Genomic DNA, 25,899 nt, shown 5'->3' on the forward strand with positions numbered 1-25,899 from the left:
TTTAACTAAAACTAAAAAATATTGATTTACATTTTTGCAAAAGTTGTATCCTACACAAGCTCAACAATAGCCATTTCTGAATTATCACCACGCCTTGGGATAGTTCTAACTATTCGCGTATAGCCTCCTTGACGATCACCATATCTCTCTTGTGCCTTTTCAAAAAGTGCATGAACCAACTGCTTGTCGTATACATAACCAATTGCTCTTCTTCTTGAAGAAAGGCTGCCATCTTTAGCTAAAGTGATCATTCTCTCGGTCTCATCTCTTAAAGCTTTTGCTCTTGCTTTGGTGGTTGTAACTCTACCTTCACGAATTAGTTGCGTAGTTAATCCTCTTAACAGCGCCTTCCTTTGATCTGCAGGACGACTCAGTTGTGGAATTCGACGTTGATGACGCATTGGATTAGCTTTGAAATGTAGTAGTAATAAAACCGAAAGTCATGCAGAAGTTCTACTTTGCGGAATAGAAATTCCAATTCTCTCTAGAGCTTCAATCACTTCATCAGCAGATTTAGAACCGAAGTTCTTAATTTCCAATAAATCCTCATAACTGAAGCCCATCAAGTCTGAAACAGAGTTCACTTGGGCACGTTTTAGGCAGTTGTAAGCTCTTACCGATAAGTTTAACTCTTCAAGGGGGATTTGGGCTTCTGCTGCAGGCTCAGGCTCTTCAGGAATCTCTTCTACCATTGAAACGGTTGCGAGAGGTTGAAAAAGTTCAATTAATTGATTTGCAGCTTCCGCTAATGCATCATCTGGAGAGGTTGATCCATCGGTAACTAGCTCCATTTTCAATCTTTCTCTAGTAGATCCACCCTCGGCAACTGCAGTTTCATCAATGGTAAAATTGACTTTATTTATGGGCATAAACACCGCATCTATTTGAAGTAAATCGATTGCGCTGGTCTCTTCATTTCTTCTATCAACTGGTCGATATCCAACACCTCTTTCTACATGCAACTCTAATTCAAGGTTGTGGCCCTCATGAACTGTTGCTATTGGGCGATCACCATCAACAACCTCAACTTGAGAAGAGAACTGAATATCCTTTGCTTTTACTTCAGCGGGTCCAGTAACAGCAACTCTTCCTATCTCAAGTTCTTGACTACGACAATCGACCGAAATTTGTTTGCAGTTTAGAAGGATGTCCAAAACATCCTCTCTTACTCCAGGGATTGTTGCATATTCATGATTAACACCTGCGATCCTGACAGCAGTAACTGCACTGCCTTCAAGTCCACCCATCAAAACTCTGCGTAAAGAGTTTCCCAAAGTTGTTGCTTGACCTCTTTCAAGAGGTCCAATTAGGAAAACGCCTGTTTGGGAACGATCATTAGCAACTTGATGGTCGATCCTGTCTATCTGGTATTGCAACACGGTCTAATGCGATGTGGGGAAAAAAGAAAATTTCACTTAAGTGAATAGATTTTAAACGCGTCTGCGTTTAGGTCTCCTACAACCATTATGAGGAAGAGGAGTTACATCTCTGATCAAAGTAATTTCAAGACCAGCTACTTGCAACGCCCTTATTGCGGTTTCACGACCTGAACCTGGTCCTCTTACAAGAACTTCTATTTGACGCATTCCTTGCTCTACCGCCCTTCGGGCTGCAAGTTCTGCCGCAGTTTGAGCAGCAAAAGGGGTACCTTTTCTAGCTCCTTTAAAACCGCTAGCTCCTGCTGAAGACCAGGAAATTACTTCACCAGAGGTGTCAGTAATTGAAACAATGGTGTTATTGAAGGTACTTTGAATATGCACAACTCCATTAGGGACGTTGCGCTTTGACTTCTTAGAACCGGATTTTTTTGAGGTTGTAGCCATTAGGCTGTGCCTGATTTAAAAAAGATTTAGTAAATTACCAGAAGGTAACAGGAGTCTTAAGAAATTATTTCTTTCTTCCTGCAACGGTTTTTCTCGCTCCTCTTCTTGTGCGAGCGTTAGTTCTGGTTCGCTGTCCACGTACAGGAAGACTCATCCTATGCCTTCTCCCTCGAACACATCCAATATCTTGAAGACGTTTTAGAGCCATTCCTTCCTGGCGCCTTAAATCTCCTTCAAGGGTGAATTCTTCAGTAACAGCTCTAAGCTTCTGCACATCGCTGTCGTCTAAATCCTTTACACGAATATCAGGGTTAACCCCAGATTTTTCGAGGATAGTCTGAGCTCTGGTTAAGCCGATACCATAGATGTAAGTGAGAGCAACTTCTACCCGCTTTTCGCGAGGTATGTCGATGCCTGAGATCCGTGCCACTTAGGGATAAATCGAAGAGGACAATGAAAATCATCATAATTTAATGATGACTTTGTTGTAAGAAGAAAACGAAAATAAAATTAATCGTTTATGGCTTCTTAAGAAAGCCAGGGATCAGCCCTGACGCTGTTTGTTTCGAGGCCTTTTCTTGTTGATCACATAGATCCGGCCTCTGCGCCTCACGATCTGATCGTCAGGACTAATTTTTTTGACTGAGGATCTAACCTTCATTTGGTGAGACTCTCCTATTTCCAAACTATAATTTTACTACATCATCCGCCTAAAGCTTTCTCGATAGATGAAAAAACAACATCTATGTCAGCATTACCTTCTATCTCCACAAGAATTCCCTGCTTGGCATACAAATTAATAAGAGGAGAAGTTTTTTCTCTATAAATTTTGAGTCTATTAATTATGACTTGTTCATTATCATCCTTTCTCCCTCTCTCTAAAAGCCTTTTAATTAAGTAATCGTCGGCACATTTTATTAACACAACTCCTTCTAAAGGTTGATTAATTTTTTCCAAAAGACTTTTGAGAGAATTAGCTTGATTGACATTTCTAGGGAAACCATCAAGCAACCATCCTTCATTAATATTTATCAATCTTCCTTCAACAATTGAGAGAACTAATTCATCACTTACTAATTCTCCTTTATTCATAACTTCAGCAGCTTGAATTCCCAAATCGGATCCAGAGGAGACTTCATCTCTAAGCAAATCTCCCGTTGAAAGATGGTCTAATCCGTACTTTTTGCAAAAAAGATTTGCCTGAGTACCTTTACCCGCACCAGGTGGGCCAAGGAATAGTAATTTCTTTTTCATTTAAATAAAAATCATATTAAAGATTTTATTGGCGCACTAATCCTTCATATCTTTGAGAAATCACATAAGTTTGAATTTGCTTAGATGTATCAATTGCAACTCCTACCAAGATCAATAATGAAGTCGCCCCAAGCCCTTGAAAAGTCTGAACATTAGTTGCTCTTTCTACTGCTGCAGGAACAATAGCAACAGAACCAAGAAATAATCCACCAAGCAAAGTGAGACGGTTTTGAACACCTGAAAGGTAAGTAGATGTAGAACCTCCAGGCCTCACGCCTGGAATTGCGACACCACCCTTTTTTAAATTAGAAGCAATATCTATTGGATTAATTGTTAAAGATGCATAAAAATAAGCAAAACCTAAAATCAACGCGAAAAAAGTAATCGCATATGGCCATGGGTTAGACGAACCTGGATTAAGCGAACTAGCAGCCTTAATAAGTAAAGGGTTTTGAGTAAAATTTGCGATTGTTATGGGGAGGAAAATTAATGCAGATGCAAAAATTATCGGCATGACGCCTCCAGCATTTAATTTCAGAGGCAAATAACTTTGCCTACTTGGCAAAAGAGCTGTACCGCCCATTTGACTTTTTGCACTGACTATTGGAATTCTCCTGGCACCCTCTTGAACAAAAATAATACCAACAATAGTAATTAAGAAAACAATCAAAAGAATTATTATCCCCAGAACATCAGCTCTATCTCCGGTTTGAGCTTTCTCAATAGTAGAGCTAAGTGCCTTAGGCAAAGTCGCAACAATATTCAAGAAAATAACTAAAGAAGCGCCTTGGCCTATCCCTTTTTCAGTAATAATCTCACTAAGCCACATCACAATCATCGATCCAGTTACTAATGCCAGTGATGTTTGAATAACAAATTCAGTTTCGCCAAGACCTTCGATTGCATACTGTCTCAAAATCAAAGCAAAAACTGTGCTTTGAACCAATCCCCATCCCAAAGCCACATATCTAGTGATTTGAGCAATCTTCCTTCTCCCTGCCTCCCCTTCATTTTTCTGCAGATCTTCCAGTTGAGGTAAGGATGCGGTAAGCAATTGGATAATTATTGACGCATTAATAAATGGAAGAATACCTAGTGCAAAAATCCCCAAAGTTGATATTCCTCCACCTGTAAAAATATCAAGGAATCCAATCAATTGCCCCCCCTGATCAATAAAAGTTTTAAAAGCTTCTCTATCTATACCAGGCATAGGGATATAGATTCCTAATCGAACAATCAATAATAAACCTAGGGTCGTAAATACTCTTCCCCTAAGCTCTTGATTACTGAATAGCTGGGTGATTACTTCTCCCGCGCTTGGGTTTCTACCACGACTTATTAACATTTAATAAGGATAATTTAATTAGAGACTAATGTATAAAATTAATTTTTTGGAATAACAAAATTAATTATACACCTCGCATTTGCCACCGAGTTCTTCAATTTTCTTTTTAGCAGTTGTTGTGAATGCAGCAGCTTGAACAGTCAATTTGACTTCTAATTTTCCGTTTCCAAGAATTTTTAGAGGATTTTTTGGTTTTGTCAAAATACCCTCCTTCACCAATGAATCAAGGTTTACAACAGTTCCTTCTTTCAATGCATTCAAATTAGAAACATTGAGGACAGTAAAATTTTTCTGATTAACTATTGGAAAATGCTTTAATTTTGGGACTCTTCGATATAAAGGCATCTGACCACCCTCAAAACCTGGACGAGTAGGTCTGCCTGATCGAGATTTTTGTCCCCTCATTCCAAACCCGCAACTTGCACCTTGACCAGCAGCTATACCTCGACCTTTACGCATTTTTTTACGTCTAGATCCTTTATTTGATTGAAGAGATTCTAATTTAATAGTCATGATTGTTAAGAATAAATCTGCTCTAGAGAAATACCACGCTCTTTCGCTGTGGCTTTATGAGTTCTTAACTCACTTAGAGCAACCATTGCAGCACGAGCATTATTTAGAGGGGTCTTACTTCCTAGTCTCTTAGCAAGTACGTTTTTAATTCCTGCTAACTCTAAAACAGTACGAATTGACCCTCCTGCAATTACACCTGTTCCTGGTGCTGCAGGACGAATTAACACGCTAGCTGCACCATCTCTGCCATTAGAGAGAGTTGGAATAGAGCTATTTCGGGTTAAAGGAACACGAACTAGATGTTTTTTCCCATCAGCGACTCCTTTTCTAACAGCACCAATGACATCTCCAGCTTTACCAACACCAACTCCAACTTGTCCTTTTTCATTACCAACTACAACTATTGCTCTAAAACTCATTTTCTTTCCACCTTTGACAGTTTTGGAGACTCTTCTGATTTGAACAACACGTTCTTGCCATTCAGAGTCTCTTTCTTGCCCTCTTCTATCTCTTCTGCCTCCACGTTTTTCGCCACGATTACGACGATTTTCTTGCCTACCATCTGCAGCAGGAGGAGAATCTGATGATCCAGATGTTTTTTTACTTGAGGACTGGTTTTTAGAGTCTGTCATTGTTAAAGCAATAATTAAAAGTTCAAGCCTGCCACTCTGGCAGCTTCGGCTAGAGCTTTAACCCTGCCATGGTAGATGTTCCCACCTCTGTCAAAGATAACTTGTTTGATGCCTTTTGATAAAGCTTTTTTTGCAACGAGCTCTCCAACCGCTGTGGAGGCATCGCAACTTCCAGCATTTGCTTTTAAAGAAGATTTCAAGTCTTTATCCAAGGTTGATGCAGCACATATAGTGTTTTGAGCATCATCATCTATTATTTGAGCATAGATGTGGTTATTAGAACGAAAAACAGCAAGTCTTGGTCTTGATTCTGTTCCGCTTAAGTTTCTCCTTAAGCGTTTATGTCGTTTTTGTGTCTGTTGTTTTCTTGAGAGTTTTGACATGTCTAAAAAAATTTAAGAAACAAATAAGCAAGATTAAGCTTTGCCAGACTTACCAGCTTTTCTAATTATGTTTTCTCCTTCATATTTTATTCCTTTACCTTTGTAGGGTTCTGGAGGTCTAATTGCTCTTATTTTTGCAGCTTCATTGCCAACTAATTCTTTATCAGGTCCAGTTACGATCACATTTGTATTATTTTCAACTTTAAAAGTTATGCCTTCTGGAGGTACGACTTCAACAGGATGGCTGTAACCGGCACTAACAACAAGTGTTTTTCCTTTTACTTGAGCTCTTGAGCCAACACCAACTATCTCAAGTTTTTTCGTAAAACCTATACTCACCCCCTCAACCATATTTGCGACAAGAGATCTACAAAGACCATGCATTTCCCTGGACTGCCTCTTTTCATTTACTGGTTTAACAAGAATAGTATTCTCATTTTTGGTAAGACTCACTCCATCAGGAAGAGTTCGCTCTAGTTGTCCTTTGGGACCTTTAACAGTAATAGAAAGACCATCGAGTTTTACATCTACCTTTTCAGGAAGGGAGATGGGTTTTTTTCCTGTGCGAGACATAATAAATACCTAATCAATCAACAGACGTAGCAGAGGACTTCTCCTCCAACCCCTTGTTTACGAGCATCACGATCACTCATGACTCCCTTGGAAGTAGAAATTATTGCAACTCCAAGACCTCCTAAAACTTTTGGTAATCCTCGAGTGTTTTTATAAATTCTTAACCCTGGTTTACTTACTCGCTGCATAGAACGAATAATCGGTGAGCGATGCTTACCGGTATATTTCAATCCAAGAATGAGCTGCTTTTTAAAGCCTTCTCCTTCTTCATTGATTTCTGCGATAAAACCCTCACGCTGAAGAACCTTAGCGATACTAAGAGACATTCTTGAAGCAGGGACTTTGGTTTTTTCATGACGCTTTTCACTCGCATTTCTTATGCGAGTGAGCATGTCTGAAATTGGATCGTGGTTGGCCATAGTATTTAGCTAATCAAACTCATTTTTTACGGAAGGGCATTCCCATTTCACTAAGGAGAGCCTTACCTTGTTCATCAGAAGAAGCACTGGTGACAATTGTGATATCCATACCTCTAATGGCATCGACTTTGTCAAAAGTGATCTCAGGGAAAATAAGTTGCTCTTTTACTCCGATAGTGTAATTTCCTCGGCCATCAAAGCTTTTTGGACTCACACCACGAAAATCTCTGATTCTTGGAAGTGCCAAATTAATGAACCTTTCCAAGAATGCGTACATGCGATCACCTCTAAGTGTGACTGAGCAACCTATGGGCATTCCTTGTCTAATCTTAAAGGTCGCAATTGCTTTCTTAGCTCTTGTCACAAGAGCTTTTTGCCCAGAAATTGTTGCCATTTCAGCTAGAGAAGCTTCTAAAGCTTTGGAATTCGATGCGGCTTCACCAAGGCCTCTATTTAAAGTGACTTTCTGCACCTTAGGAACTTGATGAACATTTTTCAGACCAAGATCTTTTAAAAGCTTTGGTCTAATTGTCTCTCGATAGCGTTTTTTTAGTGACATAGCTGAGGAAAAAGTTGATTCTGGTCTTGGTCAGAATTCAATTAGGAAAGAAAGTCTGCTTTTAGTTAGTTCAGACAAAGGAAAAGTGAATTAATTAATCAATTAATTCTCCTGTCTTCTTTAATCGTCGTTTCTTGGATCCATCTTTATCTACAAAAATTTCAACTTTACTAGCAACTTTCTCTTTAGTTGAGTAGATCATTACATTTGAGGCATGCAAGGAAAATTCTTTGGTCTCTATTCGACCAGTTTCTCCTTCCTGTGAGGGTTTTACATGCTTTGTTCTTTGATTAATTCCTTGGACTAAAACTCTATTTTCATAGGGAAGTGTTTTAAGGACTTCACCGGTTTTACCCTTGTCCTTTCCAGAAATAATCTGAACTGTATCTCCTTTACGGATCTTCATTTTGATCCGATCAGCAGGAGCTTTGGATTTGTTAATTGCTGGCATGACTAAATAACCTCCGGAGCTAAAGAGACAATTTTTGTGAAATTGCGCTCTCTTAATTCTCGTGCGACGGGACCAAACACCCTAGTTCCTCTTGGGTTTTGATCATCATTGATAAGAACAGCTGCGTTATCATCAAACCGAATTGAATTTCCAGTCTCTCTGCGCATTGTTGCTCTAGTACGAACAACAACCGCTTTAACGACATCTGATTTTTTGACTCCCATATTTGGCATCGCATCTTTAACAGAAGCAACAATCACATCGCCTACGTGGGCATACCGACGATTAGAACCCAAGACTCTAATACATTGCAAACGCTTGGCACCACTGTTATCTGCAACGGTTAAGAATGTTTCTTGCTGGATCATTTTGCAGCCTCCTTAGATTTCATACCCTGAACGAGAACATCTGTAACCGTCCATCGTTTTTGAGCGCTCATAGGAGGAGATTCTTTAATCCGAACTCTGTCTCCTACTTTGCAATGGTTTTCTGCATCATGGGCTTTGTATCTAGTCGTACGACTAATGATTTTTTGGTAGATAGGATGTGGAAATCTATTTTCCACAGCCACAACTACTGTTTTTTGCATTTTGTCACTGACAACAGTGCCGACCATTTCCTTAAGTGCCATAACTAAAAAATCAAGATGATGTGTTGGAGCGGCTTCGCTCGTTAGAAACCGTTAAAAGTTGAGCTAATTCGGTTCGTGCCTCTTTGAAGCGGTGAGTTTTCGCTAGCTGTCTTGTGGCTTGCTTAAAACGAAGATCAAAAAGTTCTTTACGAAGATTTTCGATCTTTTCTGATATCTCGGAATCTGAGAGATTCCTGAAATCTTTTGTAGTTGTTTTGCTCATGATGATGACTCCGAGTCTTCTGCTTGAACTGGTGTTTTAGCAGGTTTATAATTTCCCTTATTGAGATCTTCTTCTAGGGAAATAAATTTTGTTTTTACTGGCAGCTTGTATTGAGCAAGACGCATTGCCTCTTTTGCAATTTTCTCTGTAATTTCTTCGCCACCCATTTCAAACAAAATTCGACCAGGCTTGACAACTGCAACCCAAAATTCTGGATTACCTTTACCAGATCCCATTCTTGTCTCGGCAGGCCTCATCGTTACTGGCTTATCAGGGAAAATACGAATCCAAATTTGTCCTCCCCTTTTTACATAACGAGTCATAGCTCTCCGACTTGCCTCGATTTGCCTTGAGGTAACCCACCCACAGTCTTGAGCTTGCAATGCAAACTGGCCAAAAGAGATTTTGTTGCCTCTAGTAGCAACGCCGCGCATGCGGCCTCTTTGTTGTTTACGAAATTTAGTTCTTTTAGGACTTAGCATGATTAAAACTCCTTATTTACCTTCATTGGAACGGTCCTCAAATTGTTGAGGTCTACGATTCCCCCTATTGCGTCTAGGAGAAGAACCAACAGGTAAAGGCTGTTCTTCTTTTGGAAGAACTTCACCTTTAAAAACCCATACTTTGATTCCCAAAACGCCATAGGTTGTACTGGCGACTTTGGTTGCATAATCGATTTCTGCTCTCAAGGTGTGGAGGGGCACTCTTCCTTCTCGTGTCCATTCTGAACGTGCGATTTCAGCTCCATTTAGCCTTCCACCTACCTGTATTTTTAGACCTAAAACACCAGCTCTTTGTGCTCTTTGTACAGCCATTCGAATTGTTCGTCTAAATGCAACACGCTTTTCTAGTTGCTGCGCAATATATTCCGCTAGAAGATATGCATCTGCATCTACTTTTTCCACTTCAACTACATTTATACGAACTTGTCTACTTCTATCACCGATCGTTTTTTGAATACCAGATCTTAATTCTTCAATACCACTGCCTTGCCTGCCAACAATTACTCCTGGCCGAGCAGTTTTTAATTCGAGCTCAAGTTGATCTGCTTTTCGAGCAATCAATACATCACTAATACCTGCTGCTCCATACTTCTTCTTTATAAAAGTACGGATGCGGTCATCTTCTTGAAGAAGCAACGGATAAGTTTTAGTAGGTGCGTACCATTTAGAACGATGCTCTTGAGTGATCCCAAGCCTAATTCCAGTTGGATGAATTTTATGTCCCATCAGTCAGTGTCCTCAGAATTGGTTGATTGATTGGCCGAAACAGCAATGCTGATGTGGCATGTCTGCTTTTTGATAGCAAATGCTCTGCCTTGAGCCCTAGGTCTATAGCGTTTCATTGGTGGTCCCATATCAGCGGTAGCAGTGGTAATCACCAAAGAAGAAGGGTCAAGACCAAGGTTGTTTTCTGCATTAGCAACCGCTGATCGTAATACCTTAGTTATTGGCTCAGTTGATCGATAAGGCATAAATTCAAGCATAATTAATGCATCCCTGTAAGTTCGTCCTCTTATTTGATCAAGAACACGTCTTACTTTTGAAGCAGATCCGCGAATGTAACGCCCATGAGCTAGGGCTGCAGTTTTAGTTGATGAATTAGTCATAATTAGCGTGCTCCCTTTTTATCTCTGATGTGACCTCTGTAGGTTCGAGTTGGAGCAAACTCGCCTAACTTGTGTCCAACCATTTGCTCAGTTATGAAAACAGGTATGTGGCTTTTCCCATTGTGAACAGCAATTGTATGGCCAATCATCATTGGCAAAATTGTTGAGGCTCTAGACCATGTTTTGATGACAGTTTTATCATCATTAGAGTTTTGCTTCTCGATTTTACGAAGCAAACTGTCTGAAATAAAAGGCCCTTTTTTAAGTGAACGTCCCATAACGGTTTAATAGAATTTGTAAAGAAAGAAAGAAATCATGAATCTCGACCTCCTCTACTACGTTTAGATACCTTGCGTCGTTTTCGAAGAACATACTTATTACTAGGCTTATTCTTCTTCCTGGTTTTTAAGCCAAGAGCAGCTTTACCCCATGGAGTCACTGGACCAGCCCGACCAACTGGTGCCTTGCCTTCTCCTCCTCCATGTGGGTGATCACATGGATTCATTACACTACCTCTAACTTGAGGTCGTCTACCGAGCCATCTTCTTCTACCAGCTTTTCCAAGACTTGTATTTCTAATCTCAGAATTTCCCACCTCTCCCAGTGTTGCGTAGCATTCTTTTCTGACCAAACGAACCTCGGTAGAGGGTAATTTCAATGCAACATAATCTCCTTCTTTCGCCATAACCTGAGCACTTGCTCCAGCTGTACGAACCATCTGTCCTCCTCGACCTGGATAAAGTTCAACACAATGAACGCTGGAACCCAAAGGCATAGAGGAAAGTGGTAAGGCATTACCAGTTTCAATTGGTACGTCTGGACCGGAAATAACTTCTTGACCAATCGTTATGCCTGCAGGCGCAAGAATATATCTCTTTTCTCCGTCAGAGTAAAAAAGTAAAGCAAGTCTTGCATTGCGATGAGGGTCATAATGTATTGCCGCAACTTTGGCTGAAACACCATGCTTATTTCTACGAAAATCAACAATCCTATATAACCTTTTGTGCCCGCCACCTCGGTGACGACAAGTAATTACTCCTCGGTTGTTACGTCCTTTCTTTCGATGCTTAGATACGACAAGTGAGCGCTCAGGCTTTTTAGATGTAACTTCACTGAAGTCAGTTACTACTCTTGTACGAGTACCTGGTGTATAAGGTTTGAAACTTCTTATAGCCATTTTTTTAAGCCTCCTCTGATTCTGGGAACAATTGAATGGAGTTGCCTTCTGCTAAGCGAACTACAGCCTTCTTGACTTGTGGCCTCTTACCAGAAAACCTACCAACTCTTCTACTTTTTCTTGGCGGATTCATGGTACTGACACCAAGAACCTTGACATCAAACATTTTCTCTACTGCGGCTTTTATGTCAGGCTTAGCTGCTCTTGGATCGACCTCAAAAGTGTACTGATTTAAATCCAAAGCTTTTGTAGCCTTCTCAGTTATCAAGGGCCGCTTAATCACCTCAGTAAGTCGTTTATCAAAAAATTTAGTCATCACCATAGACCTCCTTAATAATTGATAATGCGTCTTCACCTATTACCAATGAATTGGCATTCAGAAGGTCAAACACATTTAGTTGATCAGCAGAAATAAGCTTGATTTTTTCTAAGTTTCTAATTGAGCGCTTAATGATTTCAGAAGGATTATTGAGAATAATAAGAACTTTCCCATCTGAATCAATTCCTACTCTCTTGAGTAAAGAAACAATTTCACTTGTCTTAGGAACTTCAAGTTTTAAGCCGAAGTCTTTAATTATTTTCACATCAGAAATTCTACTCATTAAAGCAGTACGAAGAGCTAACCTTCTTTCCTTCCTATTCATTTCCAAGTTATACTTCCGAGGCTTAGGACCAAATATAACTCCCCCTCCAGGACGAAGAGGTGTTCGAATTGAACCTTGCCTTGCTCTACCAGTACCCTTTTGCTTGTAAGGTTTTCGTCCGCCGCCTCGCACCTCAGACCTAGTCAAAGAACTTGCAGTTCCTTGACGGCTATGAGCCTGCTGGCGCAAAACAGCACGGTGTAGTAAGTCTGCTGCAGATGATTCCTTAGCAGTTTTCAAATCAATTGTTGATTCGCCAGTCTCTTTGCCTTGCCAATCAAGAACAGTACAGTTAGCCATCATTTACCTCCTTGGTGGGTAGAGACGCCAACTCTTTTGGCAGGTCTTATGTTTAAAAGTGATCCAGGTTTACCTGGAACAGATCCTTTGACTACTAATAAATTGTGGTCAGAATCTATCTTGAGAATTTCAAGGCCTCTAGTAGTAACTTTTTTACCTCCCATACGACCAGCCATCCTCTTACCGGGATAAACACGGCCAGGAGTGGTTCCAGCTCCTGTTGAACCAGGTAATCGATGATTTTTAGAACCATGGCTCATAGGACCTCGGCTGAAACCATGTCGCTTTTGATAACCTGCGAATCCCCTTCCCATCGTGTCGCCACTTACATCAACCTTTTGACCTGTTTTAAAATCATCAACTGTGATTGCAGCTCCAAGTTCAAATTCACCGGAATTTTCAACTCGGTACTCTCGAAGATGACGCAAAAGATCATCTCCTGATTTTGCAAGATGACCTTTTGAAGGCTTGTTGAGAAGTTTTTCGCGAATTAATTGAAAACCTATTTGTACAGCGGCATAGCCATCTGTATCGGCAGACTTCAATTGAGTGATTCGACAGGGACCCGCTTCTATCAAAGTGACTGGAACGGCTCTGCCTTGATCGTCGAAGAGTTGGGACATACCCAACTTCTTACCTAAGATTCCTAAAGACATGAGTTAAATAAACGCTAACTAAAAGGTCAATCTGTAAAGAAAGACTCGGAATCTGAATTAAATCGCTTATCTAGCCAAAAAAGTTGAAGTTAATTGAATAATTGAAGTTCAATTTGTTTGGAAAAATGCTAGCGACAATCAGTTGGCTGAGACTTTTTCAAACTTTTCAACAAGTTCAAACAGTATCTCGACAAAAGAAATAAATTCTTCTGCTCTGGCCAAAAAGACTAAACGCAATCGCTTAGCCTGCTTAAGCGTCCAGAGGCCCGGCTAGCGGACGGGCATAGAAAAGCTTTAGCAACTTAAAAGATTACACTATTAACACCCATTTTGTGTGATGCTTCACTTAAATAAGACAAAGAATTTGATTTAAGGATGCCTTTATTACTCTCTGGTCATAAATTTCGCAGTGATCTTGAATCATTTGGCTGCCTTGCCATCCTTAGTCCCTTAGAAGGTGGAGCAGAAACTCGTTTACTTAGAAGACTTAGAGCCAGCGGATATCAAACACAGATCACTTCAGCTAGAGGATTGGGAGATCCAGTTGTCTTTCTCACCCAATTACATGGAATTAGACCACCCCATTTGGGACATCAAAATGTTGGGAGGAATGGAGCCTTAGGGGAAGTTCAACAAGTTATTCCTCAATTAAATGAATTATTAGTTGAAGATAAACCTTTTGTCCTATGGTTATTAGAGGGGCAAGTCTTATCCAAGTCAGAACTATTAGCAATCAATAATCTTTGCAAAAAGGAACCTCGAATCAAAATTGTTATTGAGATGGGAGGAGCTCGAAGTATTCAATGGCAACCATTAGATGCATTCATCAATAGCGATTAGAAATTAATAAAGGTGATTACTCAAAATTCGATTTGCAATTCTGAAGCTCTCAAAAAAGGTAACTGGGTAAAATTAATTTGTGGTGCAAGTAATCAAGACTTGCCTTCAATAACTGATCTTTGCTCAATTTATGGAGCTGCAGGAGTGCATTGCATTGACCTTGCTGCCGACGAAGCTGTTGTCCATGCAGCTCGCAATGCTATTGATTGGGTTTTCGAAACTTACGGGAAAAAGCCTTGGCTGATGATCAGCTTAAGTGATGGAAAAGATGCGCATTTTCGCAAAGCTTGGTTTAATCCAAACCTATGTCCTTCGAATTGCTTAAGACCCTGTCAAAGCATTTGTCCAGCTCACGCGATTGAAAACGAAGGTGGTGTAAAGGCTAATAAATGCTATGGATGTGGCCGATGTATTGATACATGTCCATTAGGAATCATTAAAGAAAAGGATCGAAGATTAACTCTTAAAGATTTTGCTCCGTTGTTAACAACTATCAGACCAGATGCAGTAGAAATTCATACTGCTCCAGGAAGAGGCCAAGAATTTGAAAAAACAATCAAGGAAATTTTTAAAGTCGATTTGCAGCTACAACGGTTATCTGTCAGCTGCGGTTTGCAAGGACATAAAATAAACCATGAAAAATTAGCAGAAGAACTTTGGCTGAGACATAAATTCCTAAGAATTCATAATCAAAAACCTCTTTGGCAACTTGATGGGCGTCGAATGAGTGGAGACCTTGGAGCAGGTGCGGCCAAAATTGCAGTAAAACTCTGGGAAAGAATACGTCCAATAGCTCCACCAGGCCCCTTACAACTTGCTGGAGGAACCAATGAATCGACCATTAAGTACCTGCCAGAGATTAAAGGGCCTGAAGGAGTTGCTTTTGGAGGGAAAGCAAGAAAGATAATTCAACCATGGTTAGAGGAGGCTCAACGAAAAAAAATCAGCCTTAGAGAGTGGCCTGAAGGCTGGGAAGCGGCTCTTTCAGAGGCAAAACGACTTATAAATCCTTGGCTTGTAAGGAAATCTTTATAATTGGATTTCTCTAGTTAAATCAATCATTCGAAAGCCGATGTTGAGCTGTATTAATGAAGAAATCTTCCGATTAACTAAAAAAAACTGGATAAAGACATGACAGGATTGAATCAAATATGCAATTATCTAAGAGAAAGAATCCTAATTTATGTCTCTTAATTGCAAACATAGATTTGGAACAATGGGCCGTCGCCAAGTGGTAAGGCATCGGGTTTTGGTCTCGACATTCCTAGGTTCGAATCCTAGCGGCCCAGTTTTTAACAGTAAGTGGTAGAAAAACCTCTAATTGTTCTTGATTTTGACGGTGTCATAGTTGATGGCATTAAGGAATATTGGTCAAGTTCTCGTCAAACATGTATAAACCTACTTTATGCCAAAGAAAAAAATATTATTTCTTTTCCTAGTGAGATTCCCAAAGCTTTTAAGGCAATGAGGCCATGGGTCAATTATGGTTGGGAAATGGTTATTTTGGCTGCTGAATGTGCAAATAACACTAGTCAATTAAAATTACTAGATTTACAAAATTTCTCAAAAAATTATGAAATAGAATGCTCTTTAGCTCTTAAAAAGTGGGGTTGGACACCTCTTCAATTACAAGAAGCTTTAAATCAAACTAGAAAAGAAGCAATATCAAATAATTTCAATCAGTGGTTAAATTTGCATCGGCCTTTTTCTTTAGTCACTGAACGTCTCAAGACCCTTCAGAAAGAAGGCATTGAATTTGCTGTTTTAACAACAAAAAGTATTGAGTTCACAAAAAAGCTCCTGGATTGTTTCGATCTTCAGCCAAACCTTGTTTTTGGTCACGAATCAGGAAGTAAAGTCGATGTCTTGAACCAACTCTTACAGAAAAGAATAATTCGAGGGTTTATTGAAGATCGAAGAACTACCTTAGAAAAAGTCTTGGAAGATCCCAAGCTGAAATCTATCCCCTGTTACCTAGCAAGCTGGGGATACTTAAAACCTCAAGATCGAAATAATCTTCCTTCTGGTATTAAATTACTAAATTTAGATATTTTACGAGAACCTATCTCGAAGTGGTCTTGACTTAATAGCGTACGTCTGTACTATCGGTTTAATTGCTATTCGTTGAGGAACTGAGTATTTCATCATCAATCCCAACGTCTGTTGTTATCCCTCTGCATTAACGTTATTTGTCATGTCAAACGAAGGTAAGTCACTTCAATCAACTGAATCCAAGAAAATAGACGGAAAATCTGGAGAGAAAGAAAAAGCATTGAGCTTAGTGGTTGGGCAAATAGAACGGAATTTCGGTAAAGGTTCGATCATGCGTCTTGGGGACGCATCAAAGATGCGGGTAGAAACAATATCTACGGGTGCTTTAACTCTTGATTTAGCTCTTGGTGGTGGCTATCCCAAAGGACGTGTGATTGAAGTTTATGGCCCAGAAAGTTCTGGAAAAACAACGCTGACATTACATGCAATAGCCGAGATTCAACGTAACGGTGGAGTTGCTGCATTTGTAGATGCAGAACATGCTCTTGACCCAGTCTATGCAGCCTCTCTTGGTGTTGATGTAGAGAATCTTCTCGTATCTCAACCGGATACAGGAGAGATGGCATTGGAAATCGTTGACCAACTTATTAGATCTGCTGCAGTCGATCTAGTGGTTGTTGATTCAGTCGCTGCACTTACGCCCCGTTCAGAGATAGAAGGAGAAATGGGTGATCATTCAGTAGGTGCTCAAGCTCGTCTAATGAGTCAAGCAATGAGAAAAATTACTGGAAACATTGGCAAGTCTGGTTGCACAGTCATTTTCTTAAATCAATTACGTCTAAAAATTGGTATTACATATGGGAATCCAGAAACAACAACTGGTGGAAACGCTCTTAAATTTTATGCCTCTGTAAGATTGGATATTCGTCGTATTCAAACGCTAAAGAGAGGAACTGAAGAATATGGAATTCGTGCAAAAGTGAAAGTCGCAAAAAACAAAGTTGCACCTCCATTTCGAATAGCCGAATTTGATATTCTTTTTGGGAAAGGAATTAGTACTCTTGGTTGTCTTCTTGATTTAGCAGACGAGACTAATGTCGTCACTCGTAAAGGAGCTTGGTATAGCTATGAGGGTGACAATATTGGGCAAGGAAGAGACAATACCATTACTTGGCTTGAGCAAAATCCTGAATCAAAAGACATAATTGAAAAATTAGTTAAAGATAAATTAACTGAGGGCTCAGAAGTAAGTGCTAATTCAATGAGACCACTAGCAGCAGCAGCTCGAAATGCTTCATTACGACCCAACTTCAACCAAGTTTCAGCGAACGGTTGAAACTAAAAATATAGTTGGGTTTATCTGATGTCTGCAGGAATCCACCACCCTGCAGCAGGTCCTATAAAGCGAACAATAATCCAAAGAATAACTAAAGCAGCAATACCTACCCATCCTGCACGAATACTTAATTTAATAAATTGATCTCTTTGCGCTTGCGTCACAGGAAACCAAGAGACAATACGAGGTGATTCATTCTTAGAGTTTTTCTTTCTACGAGGTTTCAATCCTTGTTCAGATCTTCGCCGAGCTTCTCCCATTACAAAAAAACAATATTTTTTAATCTAAGATATTGATTTTAATAAGGCAATAAACGCTCCAACGCAATCCACGGCTCAAGAGCTTCAAATATTAGTTTTCCCCAACTTCTATAGTGCATGCGACCATCTAGTATAGCGACTCGAACATCTCCACCCCTAATGATTGCAAGCGATTTGAGAAGTATAGTAAGAGTTTCGGGAAACAGGAATTCTCGAAACCAATCACAACCTTGATGCTTAAGCATTTCAACTCGAGCAGCGACCCAGGGCGACTCTAAAGTAGGAAATGGAATCACTGGAAAAATCAATTGATCTGGTGTTGGCAATTTGTACTGATTAATAATCCACCAATGACAACTGCAACAAAGAATCCCATTAGTCTCAACATCAGTAGTTTCATGAACTACTCTCAATCCAAAATCTCCAGCCAATTCACTAGCTATTTGAAGTCGTAGTTGTAAATCATCTACCAAAATAATAGTCGGACGAGGACGACCAAGTATCAATCTTTGACATTGTCTTAAAATATGGCAATAAAAATGAGACGTATTTGGCAAAGGTTGTCTTTTAGGGACAAACAATGGGATGGGTTCTTGATCAAATTTATTTCCTAAATTAACCTTCACAGTAAAAGTAAATTTTTTGCTATTTAGATCTAAAAAGAAAAAATCGCTTTGGTCTGAATTCGTCAGCATTAAAAGAGTATTTTTCGAAAACAAACTGGAAACAGTTTGCAAAGGAAATAAAGGTTGAATATACCAGTCCCAACTAAGTTTTTGCTTATCTAGTTTCGCCCAGGTTACCCATTCATTGTTGACCGCATTAAGAGCTCGTTTCCAAGGCATAGCGGAAGGCAAGTCATCTTTGAGAATTTGTTTTAATGTTAAAAGTTCCCTATGATGAATTCTTATGACAGCATCAGAGCGCACTGAATGACTAAATAGATCTCGAGTTAAGCGCTCATGAAGTTCGATAAGTGAAACTTCAAAACGTGAGCGCGAAGCAATTAAATCCTCCCAATCTTTTTGAGTAATTTTTATAGACATAGATTCTCTAATCTCACTAGAAATAAACTCAGATTCAGGAAATATTAATTGGCGATTTTTTAATAAATCTTTTTCATAAGCAAAAACAAGATCTTGATATCTTAAAACCCAAACTTTTTTATCTGAAGGAGTTAATTCAATTCCCTCTACATAATCGAGATCTAATCGACTAGATCTTAACTTTGGTAATTCCACTTCAAACAAGAGTCGACATTGTCTCTCTGATAGAATTAAAACAGCATTCTTGTTATGCAAACAAAGTGGAATCAATAGACCAGGCCACCAGAAATTTTTACTATCACTTGATAGTTGAATAAAAGTATTATCTTTACGACTTAAGCTTCTAGCTATTAATCTTGTCAGGGTCAAATTATGAGGCCATAGAGCAAGATTATTTTGATAGTATTTTTTCAGATGTTTATGTGAATTCACCGCAAGCATTAGTAGTACCTTTTATCAATAAATTCTTTTAATCATGTTGCCCTATGAATAAAGATATAGAACAATAATATTTATGGAGCTTAAAACAAAAACCTCTAAAAATATTGGAATTGTTGGATTAGGTCTAATTGGAGGTTCCTTAGGCTTAGATCTCCAAAAGCTTGGATATACAGTTTATGGAATTACTCATCGAGAAAAAAGTGCACAAAAAGCAAGAGAAAGAAAACTAGCCCAAATTGTCAGCACTGATACAAGCGTATTAAACAATTGTTCTCTTATTTATATTGCTTTACCACTGGAACAGCTCCTAAATCCTTCAACAGCCCTGATCAATGCCATTCCTAGAAATGCTGTTGTTACTGATGTTGGATCTGTGAAAGTCCCTATTTTAAATACTTGGAACAAGCTACATCCGCGTTTTGTAGCCAGTCACCCAATGACTGGGACCGAAGAATCTGGCGTTCACGCAGGTCAACATAATTTATTTAAAAACAAGCCATGGGTTGTTACCCCAAGCAAAGAAACTGATCAAAAAGCACTCGAAATAGTGCAGCAAATTGCTTTATCACTTGGGAGTCAATGGATAAGCTCTGAAGCTCAAATACATGATGAAGCTGTTGGATTGATTTCACATTTACCAGTTCTAATTAGCGCGGCATTGCTCAACACATTAACTACAGATGTAAAGCCTTCCTTATATTCACTTGCAAAAAGTATTGCATCCAGTGGGTTTTCTGATACCTCCAGAGTTGGAGGTGGCAACCCAGAACTGGGAGTCTCTATGGCAAAATTTAATAAAAAAAATATTGAGAGACATTTGGCCTCTTATAGACATTCTCTAAATCTTTTTGAAAAATATTTACTGGAAGAGAACTGGAGTGAGTTAGAAAAAATGTTAGTCAATACTCAGGAAGAAAGACAAAATTTCATTTCAAAACCTACGAATTAAAGACAGGGATATTCAAATGCCTACCTCTAAGTTCCATTAGTTGTCTGACAACCATCATGGCTGATTGGGTTACACCTGCTGTACCTTCGCCGGGATAAATTGAATCTCCACAAAGCCATAAACCTCTGAGAGGGGTCCTACTTGACAAGCCAAAAGGCCCAAATTGATCTGGATGCTGACCAAGCCCTCCGACTATTCCACGAGGACGTCCTGTCCACTTTTCAAAGCTTCTTGGAGTTGCAAATTCTTGATGATCCCAACTCGACTCAATCAAATCAAACTTTTTATTCAAAATAGTTCGTATCTGTTTTGATAAAATATTTTTTTTTCTGGCATAGGATTGATTATCTAGATTAGACCATTGATCAATATCAACAAATACACTTGCAATTAAAGTAGCCATTCCCACTGGTGCACGCTGATCATCTTCCATGCTTATAGAAATAAATAAAGAGCCAAAATTCTCATCGAATACTTGAATATGCCCTGGGCAATCAACTGGCAAGTCAGCACGACGGAGAGCTCCATAAAATACAGCTGCACCACTAGGTTTGGGTAATTTTTTTATACTTTCACGATATGTTGTAGATAAACCTCCATCAATAGGAATTAAATCTAAAAGAGATTGAGGAGGCAAGCTAAAAACAATATCTGATGCTTTTAGCTCTATCAAATTTTTCCTCCTATCAATTACATTGACATGAAAAATATTTGATTTTGTTTGACTGATTATTTTAGTCACTCTATGTCCTATTAAAAGGTTCCCACCATCTCTCAAAAAACTATCTTTCAACAAATCGCTAAGAATTTGCATTGATCCATGAAGATGCCATAACCCTCGGGGAGATTGGGCCATTTGAAGAACAGTTGCACCGTATAAAGCTGCCGTTCTACTCGCTGGCTCTTGAGAGTAAAGTTTTAATTGAAGATCTAGGAAACTTCGTAGACGTCTATCTTGATGACAACCAGTTATTTTAAGCAAATCTGCAATAGTCAACTTGCTCATAAAACCTGTTAAAAGATTTGAAGGACGTATAGCTCTAATTAATTGACTTAAATCCCACAAACTTCTTACAGGAAGTATGGGGTCTCTTTCTACAAATTCCCAGTTACTATCGTGAATTTTAGAACATAATGACCAAAAGATTTCACTCCCAGGAAACTGTTCTTTTCTTTCTTTATTCCATCTTAATGGATCATGCCAAAGATTGATTGGCCTACTCCCATCGCCAAGAACAACTGAACATCCAGGATCTAAAATTTTTGCATCAGGTAAAGGAATATCTAAATAATTAAATAAACGATGATGAATTCCTCCCCTCTCAAGACCTGCAACTTGAGTAGCGCCTACATCAAAAGTATAAGAACCTCTTTTAAAAGTTCCTGCACAGCCACCTAATTGAGTATGTGCTTCGACCAAAGTTACCTGATACCCCTCTCTAGCGAGAAGAGCAGCACCTGTTAAACCAGCTATCCCGCCCCCAACAACAATGATAGATTCTTCAGACATAAAAAATTATCCAGCGAGAATAAGGTGAATGGAAGAATTAATCAAAAATGCACTTTCCAGTTCAAATAAAGTAACCAAAAACTCATTAGTAGAAAAGATAATCCCGGTAGGCGGAGGTTGTATCCACAAAGCTTGGTGCATTTATTTTCAAAATGGCAAAAGGGTTTTTGCCAAATCAAATCATATAGACAATATTAATATGTTTAAGTTCGAACGTGAGTGTCTATCTGTTCTTAAAAGATTTGCTAACAAATCGTATATCTGCGTTCCTAAAACGCTTGATCTAATCACTTATCAAGACGTATCTGTACTTTGTTTAGAATGGATAGATCTCGAACAATCCCAACAAAATCTCCTTGGACAAGGTTTAGCACTACTGCATAAATCATCGAGTGAGTGGAGCCAAAAAAAATTCGGATGGGATGAAGAAGGTTTTATAGGTTCTAGCACCCAAGCAAGAGGGTGGAGCAGCAACTGGGGCGAATTCTTTGTCAATTATCGTCTTAGACCACAACTTATAAAGGCAAAAGCATGGGGTCTAATAGTTGATGATTATGAAGATATTTTAATATATTTAAGCTCATACCTAAACGATCACAACCCAAGGATCTCAATAGTTCATGGTGATCTTTGGTCAGGTAATTGTGGAAGTACTCAAGATGGTTTAGGAAGTCTTTATGACCCTGCTTCATATTGGGCTGACAGAGAAGTTGACATCTCAATGACTAAATTATTTGGCGGTTTTAATAGAGAATTTTATAAAGGATACGAACAGATCTGGCCACTAGATACGCTTTCAAACGATAGAACTAATATTTATAATCTTTACCATTTGCTTAACCACGCGAATATGTTTGGTGGATCATACAAAGAAAATTCATTAAAAATACTAAAAGATCTGAGATCACGTGTATAACGAGACCTCAGATCTTTGATTGTTTTCTTATTAATTTATCCTAGGTACTCTTTTTTAAGATTTTGAACTTTATCAAATACAGCTGTTCTTTTTTCACTTGTAGTTAAATTTTGCCAACTCCACTGGCCTAAAACTACTATTCCAAGAAGTTCAAGTAAACCAGGAAGAATGGGGAAAAAATTAACTGTATCAATAACAACCTTGATTAATACTTGAGCAAGAACAACCACAGCAATGATTCCTGCTGCCTTGCCATACTTACCCATCTGGGTCCAATCAATTTTGCTCAATGATTCATTAACTTTCCCCATTACATCACTGTAACGTTCTGAAAAATTAACACCTTCAGTTTTCCCTCCCTTTGATTCATCTTTAGAATCAGGATTTACATCAGACATGAACACAAGCGACTAAGCAGTTATGGACCGAGCGTATCGAATTAATTTAAGAAATGCCATAGGCTTTATAGGGATAAGTCCGAACCAAAATAGAGAGGATGCCGAATCAACTCACTTTTTCTGATGAAAATTCCAAAATATATTGAGTTCCATAACGAGACAAATTATGTTCTCTCTAGATTTTTAAAGGCAGCTGAACCAGCTGAAGGCTGCGCTATATTAATTGGTCAAAAAAAAACTTCCATAACAGATGCTAAAAAAAATTTTTGGAAAGTAATGCACATCTGGAATTGTCGTAATGTATGGGGAGAACCAGAATCATTCTTAATTGATCAAAATATAAGAGTTTTTGCTAATCAAAAAAATATTCAACCATCAAAAAATACTCGCTTCGAAATAGACGCAAAAGATCAAATTGCTTCTCAAAAATGGTCAAGAGAAAATGATTTAGAGGTTTTATGCTGTGCTCACTCTCATCCTTCAAGTGAAAACAAACCGTCGAAAATGGATTTATTCTTCCACCAATCTCCTGGTCTTATGGTTATTTCAAATAAGGATGGAGATTTAAAGGCATGGTGGATCAAAAGTAAATTTGATTTTCATAGCGTGAAAATTAAATTTATTTCTTTAACGTAAGTAAATCATGAAAGGGTTGACTCATGGGGAAAAGCCAGAATGACGCAAATTTAAATCTCGATGAACTTGCTAGGTATGCAAGACATATAAGTCTTCCTGAAATAGGTATTACAGGTCAAAAAAAATTGAAGAAAAGCTCAATTGCTTGCATTGGGACTGGTGGACTCGGATCTCCACTTTTAATTTATCTTGCTGCAGCTGGAATAGGACGTATCGGAATAGTTGATTTTGATGTGGTTGAATACTCAAATTTACAAAGGCAAATCATTCATACAACTGATTCAATAGGCCTATTAAAAACAGATTCTGCCAAACAACACATACTCAAAATAAATCCTTCTTGTCGAGTGGATTTATTCAATCAAAAGCTAACAAGTAGTAATGCTTTAGAAATACTTAGAGCCTATGACGTGATATGTGATTGCTCAGACAATTTCCCAACACGCTACCTAATTAATGATGCTTCTATAATTCTCAAGAAGCCTTATATATATGGTTCAATTGCACAATTCGAGGGTCAGGTAAGTGTATTTAATTTGAAGAAAGATAGTCCTAGCTATAGAGATCTTATTCCAACGCCACCTCCACAAGAATTAATTCCATCATGCTCTGAAGCTGGTGTTATGGGAATTCTTCCAGGAATCATAGGTACAATTCAAGCAGCAGAAGCAATAAAAATAATAACAAATATTGGTTCTCCACTAGATGGAAGGGTCCTCATTTTTAATGCACTAAAGATGAGCTTTAAAGAGCTAACATTGAAATCTAGTCAAGAGAGTAGCAATATCAATAAATTAATAGATTATAAAAGCTTCTGTTCAGAGGTTAAAGTTAAAAATGAGGTCGATTTAGATATAAAAAGTATCTCAGTGCAGGAATTAAAAACACTTCTTAGTCAAGAATCTAAAGAGACATTATTGATAGATGTTCGCGACCAAATCGAATATAATGAATGTTCAATTTCAGGCTCCAGGCTCATACCCCTTAGTACTATTGAAAGTGGGGAGTCCATTAATGAAATCAAAATTCTTGCCGCGCAAAAAAATCTTTATGTATTTTGTAAAAGTGGAAAAAGGTCATTGCGAGCACTAAGGCATTTAGACAAACTTGGAATTCAAGGTGTAAATATTGAAGGAGGTATTGATGCCTGGAACAAAGAAAATATTAATTAGAACTAATAATCAACTCCTCTCTTTAAATCAACTCCTTTTTCTGCATAGTGCTTATGACACACCATCTCAGAATGAACACTTGCCAAATCAAAATACAGAGGTTGATTTTTACATCTTCCTGTAATAATCACTTCGGTCTCTGATGGTTTGCGCAGTAATGTTTGAACGATAGGCTCAACTGGTAGGAGTTCCAAATCAACAGTTGGATTTAACTCATCCAAAATCACTGTCTTATAGAGACCACTTGAAATCGCTGCTCTTGCAATTTCCCATGCTCTCTCAGCTTCTACATAATCAATGGGTTTTTGCTGGCCTCTCCAAACAATCGCATCTCTACCAGATCGAAGATGGTCCACTAAATGAGGATAACTTTCTCGAAGAGCTGCAATAGCAGCATCCTCTGTGTAACCACTACCACCCTTAAGCCATTGCAAAATTAAAACACGATGACTTTTATCCTGACTAATTCCTCTACCGATAGCTTGTAAAGCTTTACCCAAAGCACTGGTTGATTTGCCTTTCCCTTCCCCAGTATATATTTCAATTCCACCAACATTATTTTCAAAAAGACTTTCCTCTTTATTGATCTCAGGGCGCCTGTGAGCTCTCATCTCAGAATGTAGTTCAGCAACTTTAATTAAAGGGTTTGGTGCTGCTCTACCAGTGACAATGATTTCCATACCACTTGGTCTTGCAGTAAGTGTTTTCACAACTTCTTCAACTTGCAATAAACCCAAATCCAGAACAGGATTCAATTCATCTAGAACAACAACTGAATATAAGGCACTGGCAATCGCCCCCTTTGCTATGTCCCATCCTCTTTGAGCTTCCTGATAATCAAATTTTGTAGATTGATCGACATTGAAAAATTCACCTCTACCAGTCCTAACTTGATCAATCAGGTGGGGGAAACCTTGCTGCAAAGCATCAATTGCTGAATCTTCGTCATAAGAGCGACCAGGCCCTTTCAAAAATCTAAGAAGTAATACTCTTGTTTGTTTTTTCTCACATATACCCAGACCTATAGTTCTCAGAACCACCCCCAAAGCTGCTTGACTCTTGCCTTTACCCTCTCCGTCATAAACATGTAATTGTCCATGACTTCGTTCTTGGCTTTCCGATGCTGTCGTAATTCCTATACCGTTTGATACCACGATCGACAATTCTGCTTCTTATGCATGTAACTTAACTTCTTCTACATTACACGTCAT

38 protein-coding genes and 1 tRNA gene are annotated in these 25,899 nt (G+C 38.8%); 9 read left to right on the forward strand and 30 right to left on the reverse strand.

The genetic code is table 11. The annotated features are described in order from the left end of the window. Positions 1-50: 50 nt before the first annotated feature. From rplQ to rplC, 25 genes are all read right to left on the reverse strand, one after another. Complete coding sequence (gene rplQ / locus AC6EI0_RS06500; RefSeq protein WP_498461555.1) at positions 51-401, reverse strand: 50S ribosomal protein L17; 351 nt, start codon at positions 399-401, stop codon at positions 51-53. A gap of 39 nt (positions 402-440) precedes the next feature. After that, positions 441-1,379, reverse strand: coding sequence for a DNA-directed RNA polymerase subunit alpha (locus AC6EI0_RS06505; protein ID WP_498521807.1), 939 nt, complete (start codon positions 1,377-1,379; stop codon positions 441-443). 51 nt (positions 1,380-1,430) lie between these two features. Further along, positions 1,431-1,823 carry a 30S ribosomal protein S11 gene (gene rpsK, locus AC6EI0_RS06510; RefSeq protein WP_498461557.1) on the reverse strand — a complete coding sequence of 131 codons (393 nt, stop codon included), beginning with the start codon at positions 1,821-1,823 and terminating at the stop codon, positions 1,431-1,433. A gap of 64 nt (positions 1,824-1,887) precedes the next feature. Next, a complete protein-coding gene (gene rpsM / locus AC6EI0_RS06515) occupies positions 1,888-2,253 on the reverse strand; it encodes a 30S ribosomal protein S13 (RefSeq protein ID WP_498461558.1) in 366 nt (121 codons plus the stop codon). Positions 2,254-2,367: 114 nt separating this feature from the next. Then, on the reverse strand, positions 2,368-2,484 hold the full coding sequence (rpmJ, locus tag AC6EI0_RS06520) for a 50S ribosomal protein L36 (RefSeq protein WP_011295453.1): 117 nt from the start codon (positions 2,482-2,484) through the stop codon (positions 2,368-2,370). A gap of 41 nt (positions 2,485-2,525) precedes the next feature. Further along, positions 2,526-3,077, reverse strand: coding sequence for an adenylate kinase (locus AC6EI0_RS06525; RefSeq protein WP_498521808.1), 552 nt, complete (start codon positions 3,075-3,077; stop codon positions 2,526-2,528). Positions 3,078-3,102: 25 nt separating this feature from the next. Next, complete coding sequence (secY, locus tag AC6EI0_RS06530) at positions 3,103-4,422, reverse strand: preprotein translocase subunit SecY (protein ID WP_498521809.1); 1,320 nt, start codon at positions 4,420-4,422, stop codon at positions 3,103-3,105. Between the two features lie 60 nt (positions 4,423-4,482). Next, the gene (gene rplO, locus AC6EI0_RS06535; protein ID WP_498521810.1) at positions 4,483-4,935 is read right to left on the reverse strand and encodes a 50S ribosomal protein L15; all 453 of its coding nucleotides are present in this window, start codon (positions 4,933-4,935) and stop codon (positions 4,483-4,485) included. Positions 4,936-4,940: 5 nt separating this feature from the next. Beyond that, positions 4,941-5,567, reverse strand: coding sequence for a 30S ribosomal protein S5 (gene rpsE / locus AC6EI0_RS06540; protein WP_498461562.1), 627 nt, complete (start codon positions 5,565-5,567; stop codon positions 4,941-4,943). 14 nt (positions 5,568-5,581) lie between these two features. Next, positions 5,582-5,950 carry a 50S ribosomal protein L18 gene (rplR, locus tag AC6EI0_RS06545; protein ID WP_498461563.1) on the reverse strand — a complete coding sequence of 123 codons (369 nt, stop codon included), beginning with the start codon at positions 5,948-5,950 and terminating at the stop codon, positions 5,582-5,584. 33 nt (positions 5,951-5,983) lie between these two features. Then, positions 5,984-6,523, reverse strand: coding sequence for a 50S ribosomal protein L6 (gene rplF / locus AC6EI0_RS06550; RefSeq protein ID WP_498461564.1), 540 nt, complete (start codon positions 6,521-6,523; stop codon positions 5,984-5,986). Positions 6,524-6,540: 17 nt separating this feature from the next. Then, positions 6,541-6,942 carry a 30S ribosomal protein S8 gene (gene rpsH / locus AC6EI0_RS06555; RefSeq protein WP_498461565.1) on the reverse strand — a complete coding sequence of 134 codons (402 nt, stop codon included), beginning with the start codon at positions 6,940-6,942 and terminating at the stop codon, positions 6,541-6,543. Positions 6,943-6,961: 19 nt separating this feature from the next. After that, complete coding sequence (rplE, locus tag AC6EI0_RS06560) at positions 6,962-7,501, reverse strand: 50S ribosomal protein L5 (protein ID WP_498461566.1); 540 nt, start codon at positions 7,499-7,501, stop codon at positions 6,962-6,964. 94 nt (positions 7,502-7,595) lie between these two features. Beyond that, a complete protein-coding gene (rplX, locus tag AC6EI0_RS06565; protein WP_269625525.1) occupies positions 7,596-7,907 on the reverse strand; it encodes a 50S ribosomal protein L24 in 312 nt (103 codons plus the stop codon). A gap of 47 nt (positions 7,908-7,954) precedes the next feature. Continuing rightward, positions 7,955-8,320, reverse strand: coding sequence for a 50S ribosomal protein L14 (gene rplN, locus AC6EI0_RS06570; RefSeq protein ID WP_011295463.1), 366 nt, complete (start codon positions 8,318-8,320; stop codon positions 7,955-7,957). Beyond that, on the reverse strand, positions 8,317-8,583 hold the full coding sequence (gene rpsQ, locus AC6EI0_RS06575; RefSeq protein WP_498521811.1) for a 30S ribosomal protein S17: 267 nt from the start codon (positions 8,581-8,583) through the stop codon (positions 8,317-8,319). The genes rplN and rpsQ overlap by 4 nt, the downstream gene beginning before the upstream one ends. Before the next feature lie 10 nt (positions 8,584-8,593). Then, positions 8,594-8,806 carry a 50S ribosomal protein L29 gene (rpmC, locus tag AC6EI0_RS06580; protein WP_498506156.1) on the reverse strand — a complete coding sequence of 71 codons (213 nt, stop codon included), beginning with the start codon at positions 8,804-8,806 and terminating at the stop codon, positions 8,594-8,596. Further along, positions 8,803-9,288: a 50S ribosomal protein L16 gene (rplP, locus tag AC6EI0_RS06585; RefSeq protein ID WP_498521812.1), complete on the reverse strand. Its 486-nt coding sequence runs from the start codon at positions 9,286-9,288 to the stop codon at positions 8,803-8,805. The genes rpmC and rplP overlap by 4 nt, the downstream gene beginning before the upstream one ends. Positions 9,289-9,300: 12 nt before the next feature. Further along, on the reverse strand, positions 9,301-10,035 hold the full coding sequence (gene rpsC, locus AC6EI0_RS06590; RefSeq protein WP_498461569.1) for a 30S ribosomal protein S3: 735 nt from the start codon (positions 10,033-10,035) through the stop codon (positions 9,301-9,303). Further along, positions 10,035-10,415, reverse strand: coding sequence for a 50S ribosomal protein L22 (gene rplV, locus AC6EI0_RS06595; protein ID WP_498506159.1), 381 nt, complete (start codon positions 10,413-10,415; stop codon positions 10,035-10,037). Before rplV ends, rpsC begins: the two co-directional genes overlap by 1 nt. 2 nt (positions 10,416-10,417) lie before the next feature. After that, the gene (gene rpsS, locus AC6EI0_RS06600) at positions 10,418-10,693 is read right to left on the reverse strand and encodes a 30S ribosomal protein S19 (protein ID WP_498461571.1); all 276 of its coding nucleotides are present in this window, start codon (positions 10,691-10,693) and stop codon (positions 10,418-10,420) included. Between the two features lie 35 nt (positions 10,694-10,728). Continuing rightward, the gene (rplB, locus tag AC6EI0_RS06605) at positions 10,729-11,592 is read right to left on the reverse strand and encodes a 50S ribosomal protein L2 (protein WP_498521813.1); all 864 of its coding nucleotides are present in this window, start codon (positions 11,590-11,592) and stop codon (positions 10,729-10,731) included. Between the two features lie 4 nt (positions 11,593-11,596). Then, entirely contained in the window at positions 11,597-11,908 is a 312-nt protein-coding gene (locus AC6EI0_RS06610) for a 50S ribosomal protein L23 (RefSeq protein ID WP_498521814.1), read from the reverse strand. Beyond that, complete coding sequence (gene rplD, locus AC6EI0_RS06615) at positions 11,901-12,536, reverse strand: 50S ribosomal protein L4 (protein WP_498523513.1); 636 nt, start codon at positions 12,534-12,536, stop codon at positions 11,901-11,903. The genes AC6EI0_RS06610 and rplD overlap by 8 nt, the downstream gene beginning before the upstream one ends. Continuing rightward, a complete protein-coding gene (gene rplC, locus AC6EI0_RS06620; RefSeq protein WP_498461574.1) occupies positions 12,536-13,192 on the reverse strand; it encodes a 50S ribosomal protein L3 in 657 nt (218 codons plus the stop codon). Before rplC ends, rplD begins: the two co-directional genes overlap by 1 nt. A gap of 375 nt (positions 13,193-13,567) precedes the next feature. Between rplC and AC6EI0_RS06625 the strand changes: the two genes are divergently transcribed. From AC6EI0_RS06625 to recA, 5 genes are all read left to right on the forward strand, one after another. Beyond that, positions 13,568-14,032, forward strand: coding sequence for an NAD(P)H-quinone oxidoreductase subunit N (locus AC6EI0_RS06625; protein ID WP_498461575.1), 465 nt, complete (start codon positions 13,568-13,570; stop codon positions 14,030-14,032). A gap of 12 nt (positions 14,033-14,044) precedes the next feature. Beyond that, complete coding sequence (locus tag AC6EI0_RS06630; RefSeq protein WP_498521815.1) at positions 14,045-15,067, forward strand: Light dependent period protein LdpA domain-containing protein; 1,023 nt, start codon at positions 14,045-14,047, stop codon at positions 15,065-15,067. 182 nt (positions 15,068-15,249) lie between these two features. Next, a tRNA-Gln gene (locus AC6EI0_RS06635) sits at positions 15,250-15,321 on the forward strand. A gap of 13 nt (positions 15,322-15,334) precedes the next feature. Further along, complete coding sequence (locus tag AC6EI0_RS06640; RefSeq protein ID WP_498521816.1) at positions 15,335-16,114, forward strand: HAD family hydrolase; 780 nt, start codon at positions 15,335-15,337, stop codon at positions 16,112-16,114. Between the two features lie 112 nt (positions 16,115-16,226). Continuing rightward, on the forward strand, positions 16,227-17,360 hold the full coding sequence (recA, locus tag AC6EI0_RS06645) for a recombinase RecA (protein WP_498521817.1): 1,134 nt from the start codon (positions 16,227-16,229) through the stop codon (positions 17,358-17,360). Positions 17,361-17,380: 20 nt separating this feature from the next. Here the strand turns inward: recA and AC6EI0_RS06650 are convergent, their stop codons facing one another. Then, complete coding sequence (locus tag AC6EI0_RS06650) at positions 17,381-17,620, reverse strand: DUF2839 domain-containing protein (protein ID WP_498519926.1); 240 nt, start codon at positions 17,618-17,620, stop codon at positions 17,381-17,383. A gap of 38 nt (positions 17,621-17,658) precedes the next feature. Then, a complete protein-coding gene (locus AC6EI0_RS06655; protein ID WP_498521818.1) occupies positions 17,659-19,107 on the reverse strand; it encodes a helicase in 1,449 nt (482 codons plus the stop codon). A gap of 73 nt (positions 19,108-19,180) precedes the next feature. Between AC6EI0_RS06655 and AC6EI0_RS06660 the strand changes: the two genes are divergently transcribed. Further along, complete coding sequence (locus AC6EI0_RS06660; protein ID WP_498521819.1) at positions 19,181-20,056, forward strand: prephenate/arogenate dehydrogenase; 876 nt, start codon at positions 19,181-19,183, stop codon at positions 20,054-20,056. Here the strand turns inward: AC6EI0_RS06660 and crtD are convergent. Continuing rightward, on the reverse strand, positions 20,046-21,566 hold the full coding sequence (gene crtD, locus AC6EI0_RS06665) for a C-3',4' desaturase CrtD (protein ID WP_498521820.1): 1,521 nt from the start codon (positions 21,564-21,566) through the stop codon (positions 20,046-20,048). The genes AC6EI0_RS06660 and crtD overlap by 11 nt on opposite strands. 28 nt (positions 21,567-21,594) lie before the next feature. Between crtD and AC6EI0_RS06670 the strand changes: the two genes are divergently transcribed. Then, entirely contained in the window at positions 21,595-22,482 is an 888-nt protein-coding gene (locus AC6EI0_RS06670) for a fructosamine kinase family protein (protein WP_498521821.1), read from the forward strand. Between the two features lie 35 nt (positions 22,483-22,517). On the opposite strand, the gene AC6EI0_RS06675 is transcribed toward AC6EI0_RS06670, so the two are convergent. Next, positions 22,518-22,880 carry a CAAD domain-containing protein gene (locus AC6EI0_RS06675; protein WP_413683568.1) on the reverse strand — a complete coding sequence of 121 codons (363 nt, stop codon included), beginning with the start codon at positions 22,878-22,880 and terminating at the stop codon, positions 22,518-22,520. A gap of 123 nt (positions 22,881-23,003) precedes the next feature. On the opposite strand from AC6EI0_RS06675, the gene AC6EI0_RS06680 reads away from it, so the two are divergent. Both AC6EI0_RS06680 and moeB read left to right on the forward strand, forming a co-directional pair. After that, the gene (locus AC6EI0_RS06680) at positions 23,004-23,516 is read left to right on the forward strand and encodes a M67 family metallopeptidase (protein WP_498521822.1); all 513 of its coding nucleotides are present in this window, start codon (positions 23,004-23,006) and stop codon (positions 23,514-23,516) included. A 23-nt stretch (positions 23,517-23,539) separates the two neighbouring features. After that, positions 23,540-24,688 (forward strand): molybdopterin-synthase adenylyltransferase MoeB, encoded by a 1,149-nt coding sequence (moeB, locus tag AC6EI0_RS06685; protein ID WP_498521823.1) that lies wholly within the window; start codon positions 23,540-23,542, stop codon positions 24,686-24,688. A 2-nt stretch (positions 24,689-24,690) separates the two neighbouring features. Here moeB and AC6EI0_RS06690 read toward each other — a convergent pair whose 3' ends face one another. Then, positions 24,691-25,842: a cob(I)yrinic acid a,c-diamide adenosyltransferase gene (locus tag AC6EI0_RS06690; RefSeq protein ID WP_498521824.1), complete on the reverse strand. Its 1,152-nt coding sequence runs from the start codon at positions 25,840-25,842 to the stop codon at positions 24,691-24,693. Positions 25,843-25,899: the final 57 nt, after the last annotated feature.

The sequence above is a fragment of the Prochlorococcus sp. G5PB11 genome, assembly GCF_059772425.1.

Coding starts and splice junctions, on each gene's coding strand:
- rplO (WP_498521810.1), bottom strand. CDS start 4,935: ATGACTATTAAATTAGAATCTCTTCAATCAAATAAAGGATCTAGACGT.
- rplV (WP_498506159.1), bottom strand. CDS start 10,415: ATGACTAATTCATCAACTAAAACTGCAGCCCTAGCTCATGGGCGTTAC.
- rpsQ (WP_498521811.1), bottom strand. CDS start 8,583: ATGGCACTTAAGGAAATGGTCGGCACTGTTGTCAGTGACAAAATGCAA.
- AC6EI0_RS06680 (WP_498521822.1), top strand. CDS start 23,004: ATGAAAATTCCAAAATATATTGAGTTCCATAACGAGACAAATTATGTT.
- moeB (WP_498521823.1), top strand. CDS start 23,540: ATGGGGAAAAGCCAGAATGACGCAAATTTAAATCTCGATGAACTTGCT.
- rpsE (WP_498461562.1), bottom strand. CDS start 5,567: ATGACAGACTCTAAAAACCAGTCCTCAAGTAAAAAAACATCTGGATCA.
- rplC (WP_498461574.1), bottom strand. CDS start 13,192: ATGTCTTTAGGAATCTTAGGTAAGAAGTTGGGTATGTCCCAACTCTTC.
- rpmC (WP_498506156.1), bottom strand. CDS start 8,806: ATGAGCAAAACAACTACAAAAGATTTCAGGAATCTCTCAGATTCCGAG.
- rpsS (WP_498461571.1), bottom strand. CDS start 10,693: ATGGGACGTTCACTTAAAAAAGGGCCTTTTATTTCAGACAGTTTGCTT.
- rpmJ (WP_011295453.1), bottom strand. CDS start 2,484: ATGAAGGTTAGATCCTCAGTCAAAAAAATTAGTCCTGACGATCAGATC.
- AC6EI0_RS06625 (WP_498461575.1), top strand. CDS start 13,568: ATGCCTTTATTACTCTCTGGTCATAAATTTCGCAGTGATCTTGAATCA.
- secY (WP_498521809.1), bottom strand. CDS start 4,422: ATGTTAATAAGTCGTGGTAGAAACCCAAGCGCGGGAGAAGTAATCACC.
- rplF (WP_498461564.1), bottom strand. CDS start 6,523: ATGTCTCGCACAGGAAAAAAACCCATCTCCCTTCCTGAAAAGGTAGAT.
- rplP (WP_498521812.1), bottom strand. CDS start 9,288: ATGCTAAGTCCTAAAAGAACTAAATTTCGTAAACAACAAAGAGGCCGC.
- rplR (WP_498461563.1), bottom strand. CDS start 5,950: ATGTCAAAACTCTCAAGAAAACAACAGACACAAAAACGACATAAACGC.
- recA (WP_498521817.1), top strand. CDS start 16,227: ATGTCAAACGAAGGTAAGTCACTTCAATCAACTGAATCCAAGAAAATA.
- AC6EI0_RS06525 (WP_498521808.1), bottom strand. CDS start 3,077: ATGAAAAAGAAATTACTATTCCTTGGCCCACCTGGTGCGGGTAAAGGT.
- rpsC (WP_498461569.1), bottom strand. CDS start 10,035: ATGGGACATAAAATTCATCCAACTGGAATTAGGCTTGGGATCACTCAA.
- AC6EI0_RS06650 (WP_498519926.1), bottom strand. CDS start 17,620: ATGGGAGAAGCTCGGCGAAGATCTGAACAAGGATTGAAACCTCGTAGA.
- AC6EI0_RS06610 (WP_498521814.1), bottom strand. CDS start 11,908: ATGACTAAATTTTTTGATAAACGACTTACTGAGGTGATTAAGCGGCCC.
- AC6EI0_RS06670 (WP_498521821.1), top strand. CDS start 21,595: ATGGAAGAATTAATCAAAAATGCACTTTCCAGTTCAAATAAAGTAACC.
- rplD (WP_498523513.1), bottom strand. CDS start 12,536: ATGGCTAACTGTACTGTTCTTGATTGGCAAGGCAAAGAGACTGGCGAA.
- rplE (WP_498461566.1), bottom strand. CDS start 7,501: ATGTCACTAAAAAAACGCTATCGAGAGACAATTAGACCAAAGCTTTTA.
- rplB (WP_498521813.1), bottom strand. CDS start 11,592: ATGGCTATAAGAAGTTTCAAACCTTATACACCAGGTACTCGTACAAGA.
- AC6EI0_RS06660 (WP_498521819.1), top strand. CDS start 19,181: ATGGAGCTTAAAACAAAAACCTCTAAAAATATTGGAATTGTTGGATTA.
- AC6EI0_RS06675 (WP_413683568.1), bottom strand. CDS start 22,880: ATGTCTGATGTAAATCCTGATTCTAAAGATGAATCAAAGGGAGGGAAA.
- rpsH (WP_498461565.1), bottom strand. CDS start 6,942: ATGGCCAACCACGATCCAATTTCAGACATGCTCACTCGCATAAGAAAT.
- rplN (WP_011295463.1), bottom strand. CDS start 8,320: ATGATCCAGCAAGAAACATTCTTAACCGTTGCAGATAACAGTGGTGCC.
- rplX (WP_269625525.1), bottom strand. CDS start 7,907: ATGAAGATCCGTAAAGGAGATACAGTTCAGATTATTTCTGGAAAGGAC.
- rpsK (WP_498461557.1), bottom strand. CDS start 1,823: ATGGCTACAACCTCAAAAAAATCCGGTTCTAAGAAGTCAAAGCGCAAC.
- rplQ (WP_498461555.1), bottom strand. CDS start 401: ATGCGTCATCAACGTCGAATTCCACAACTGAGTCGTCCTGCAGATCAA.
- crtD (WP_498521820.1), bottom strand. CDS start 21,566: ATGTCTGAAGAATCTATCATTGTTGTTGGGGGCGGGATAGCTGGTTTA.
- AC6EI0_RS06655 (WP_498521818.1), bottom strand. CDS start 19,107: ATGCTTGCGGTGAATTCACATAAACATCTGAAAAAATACTATCAAAAT.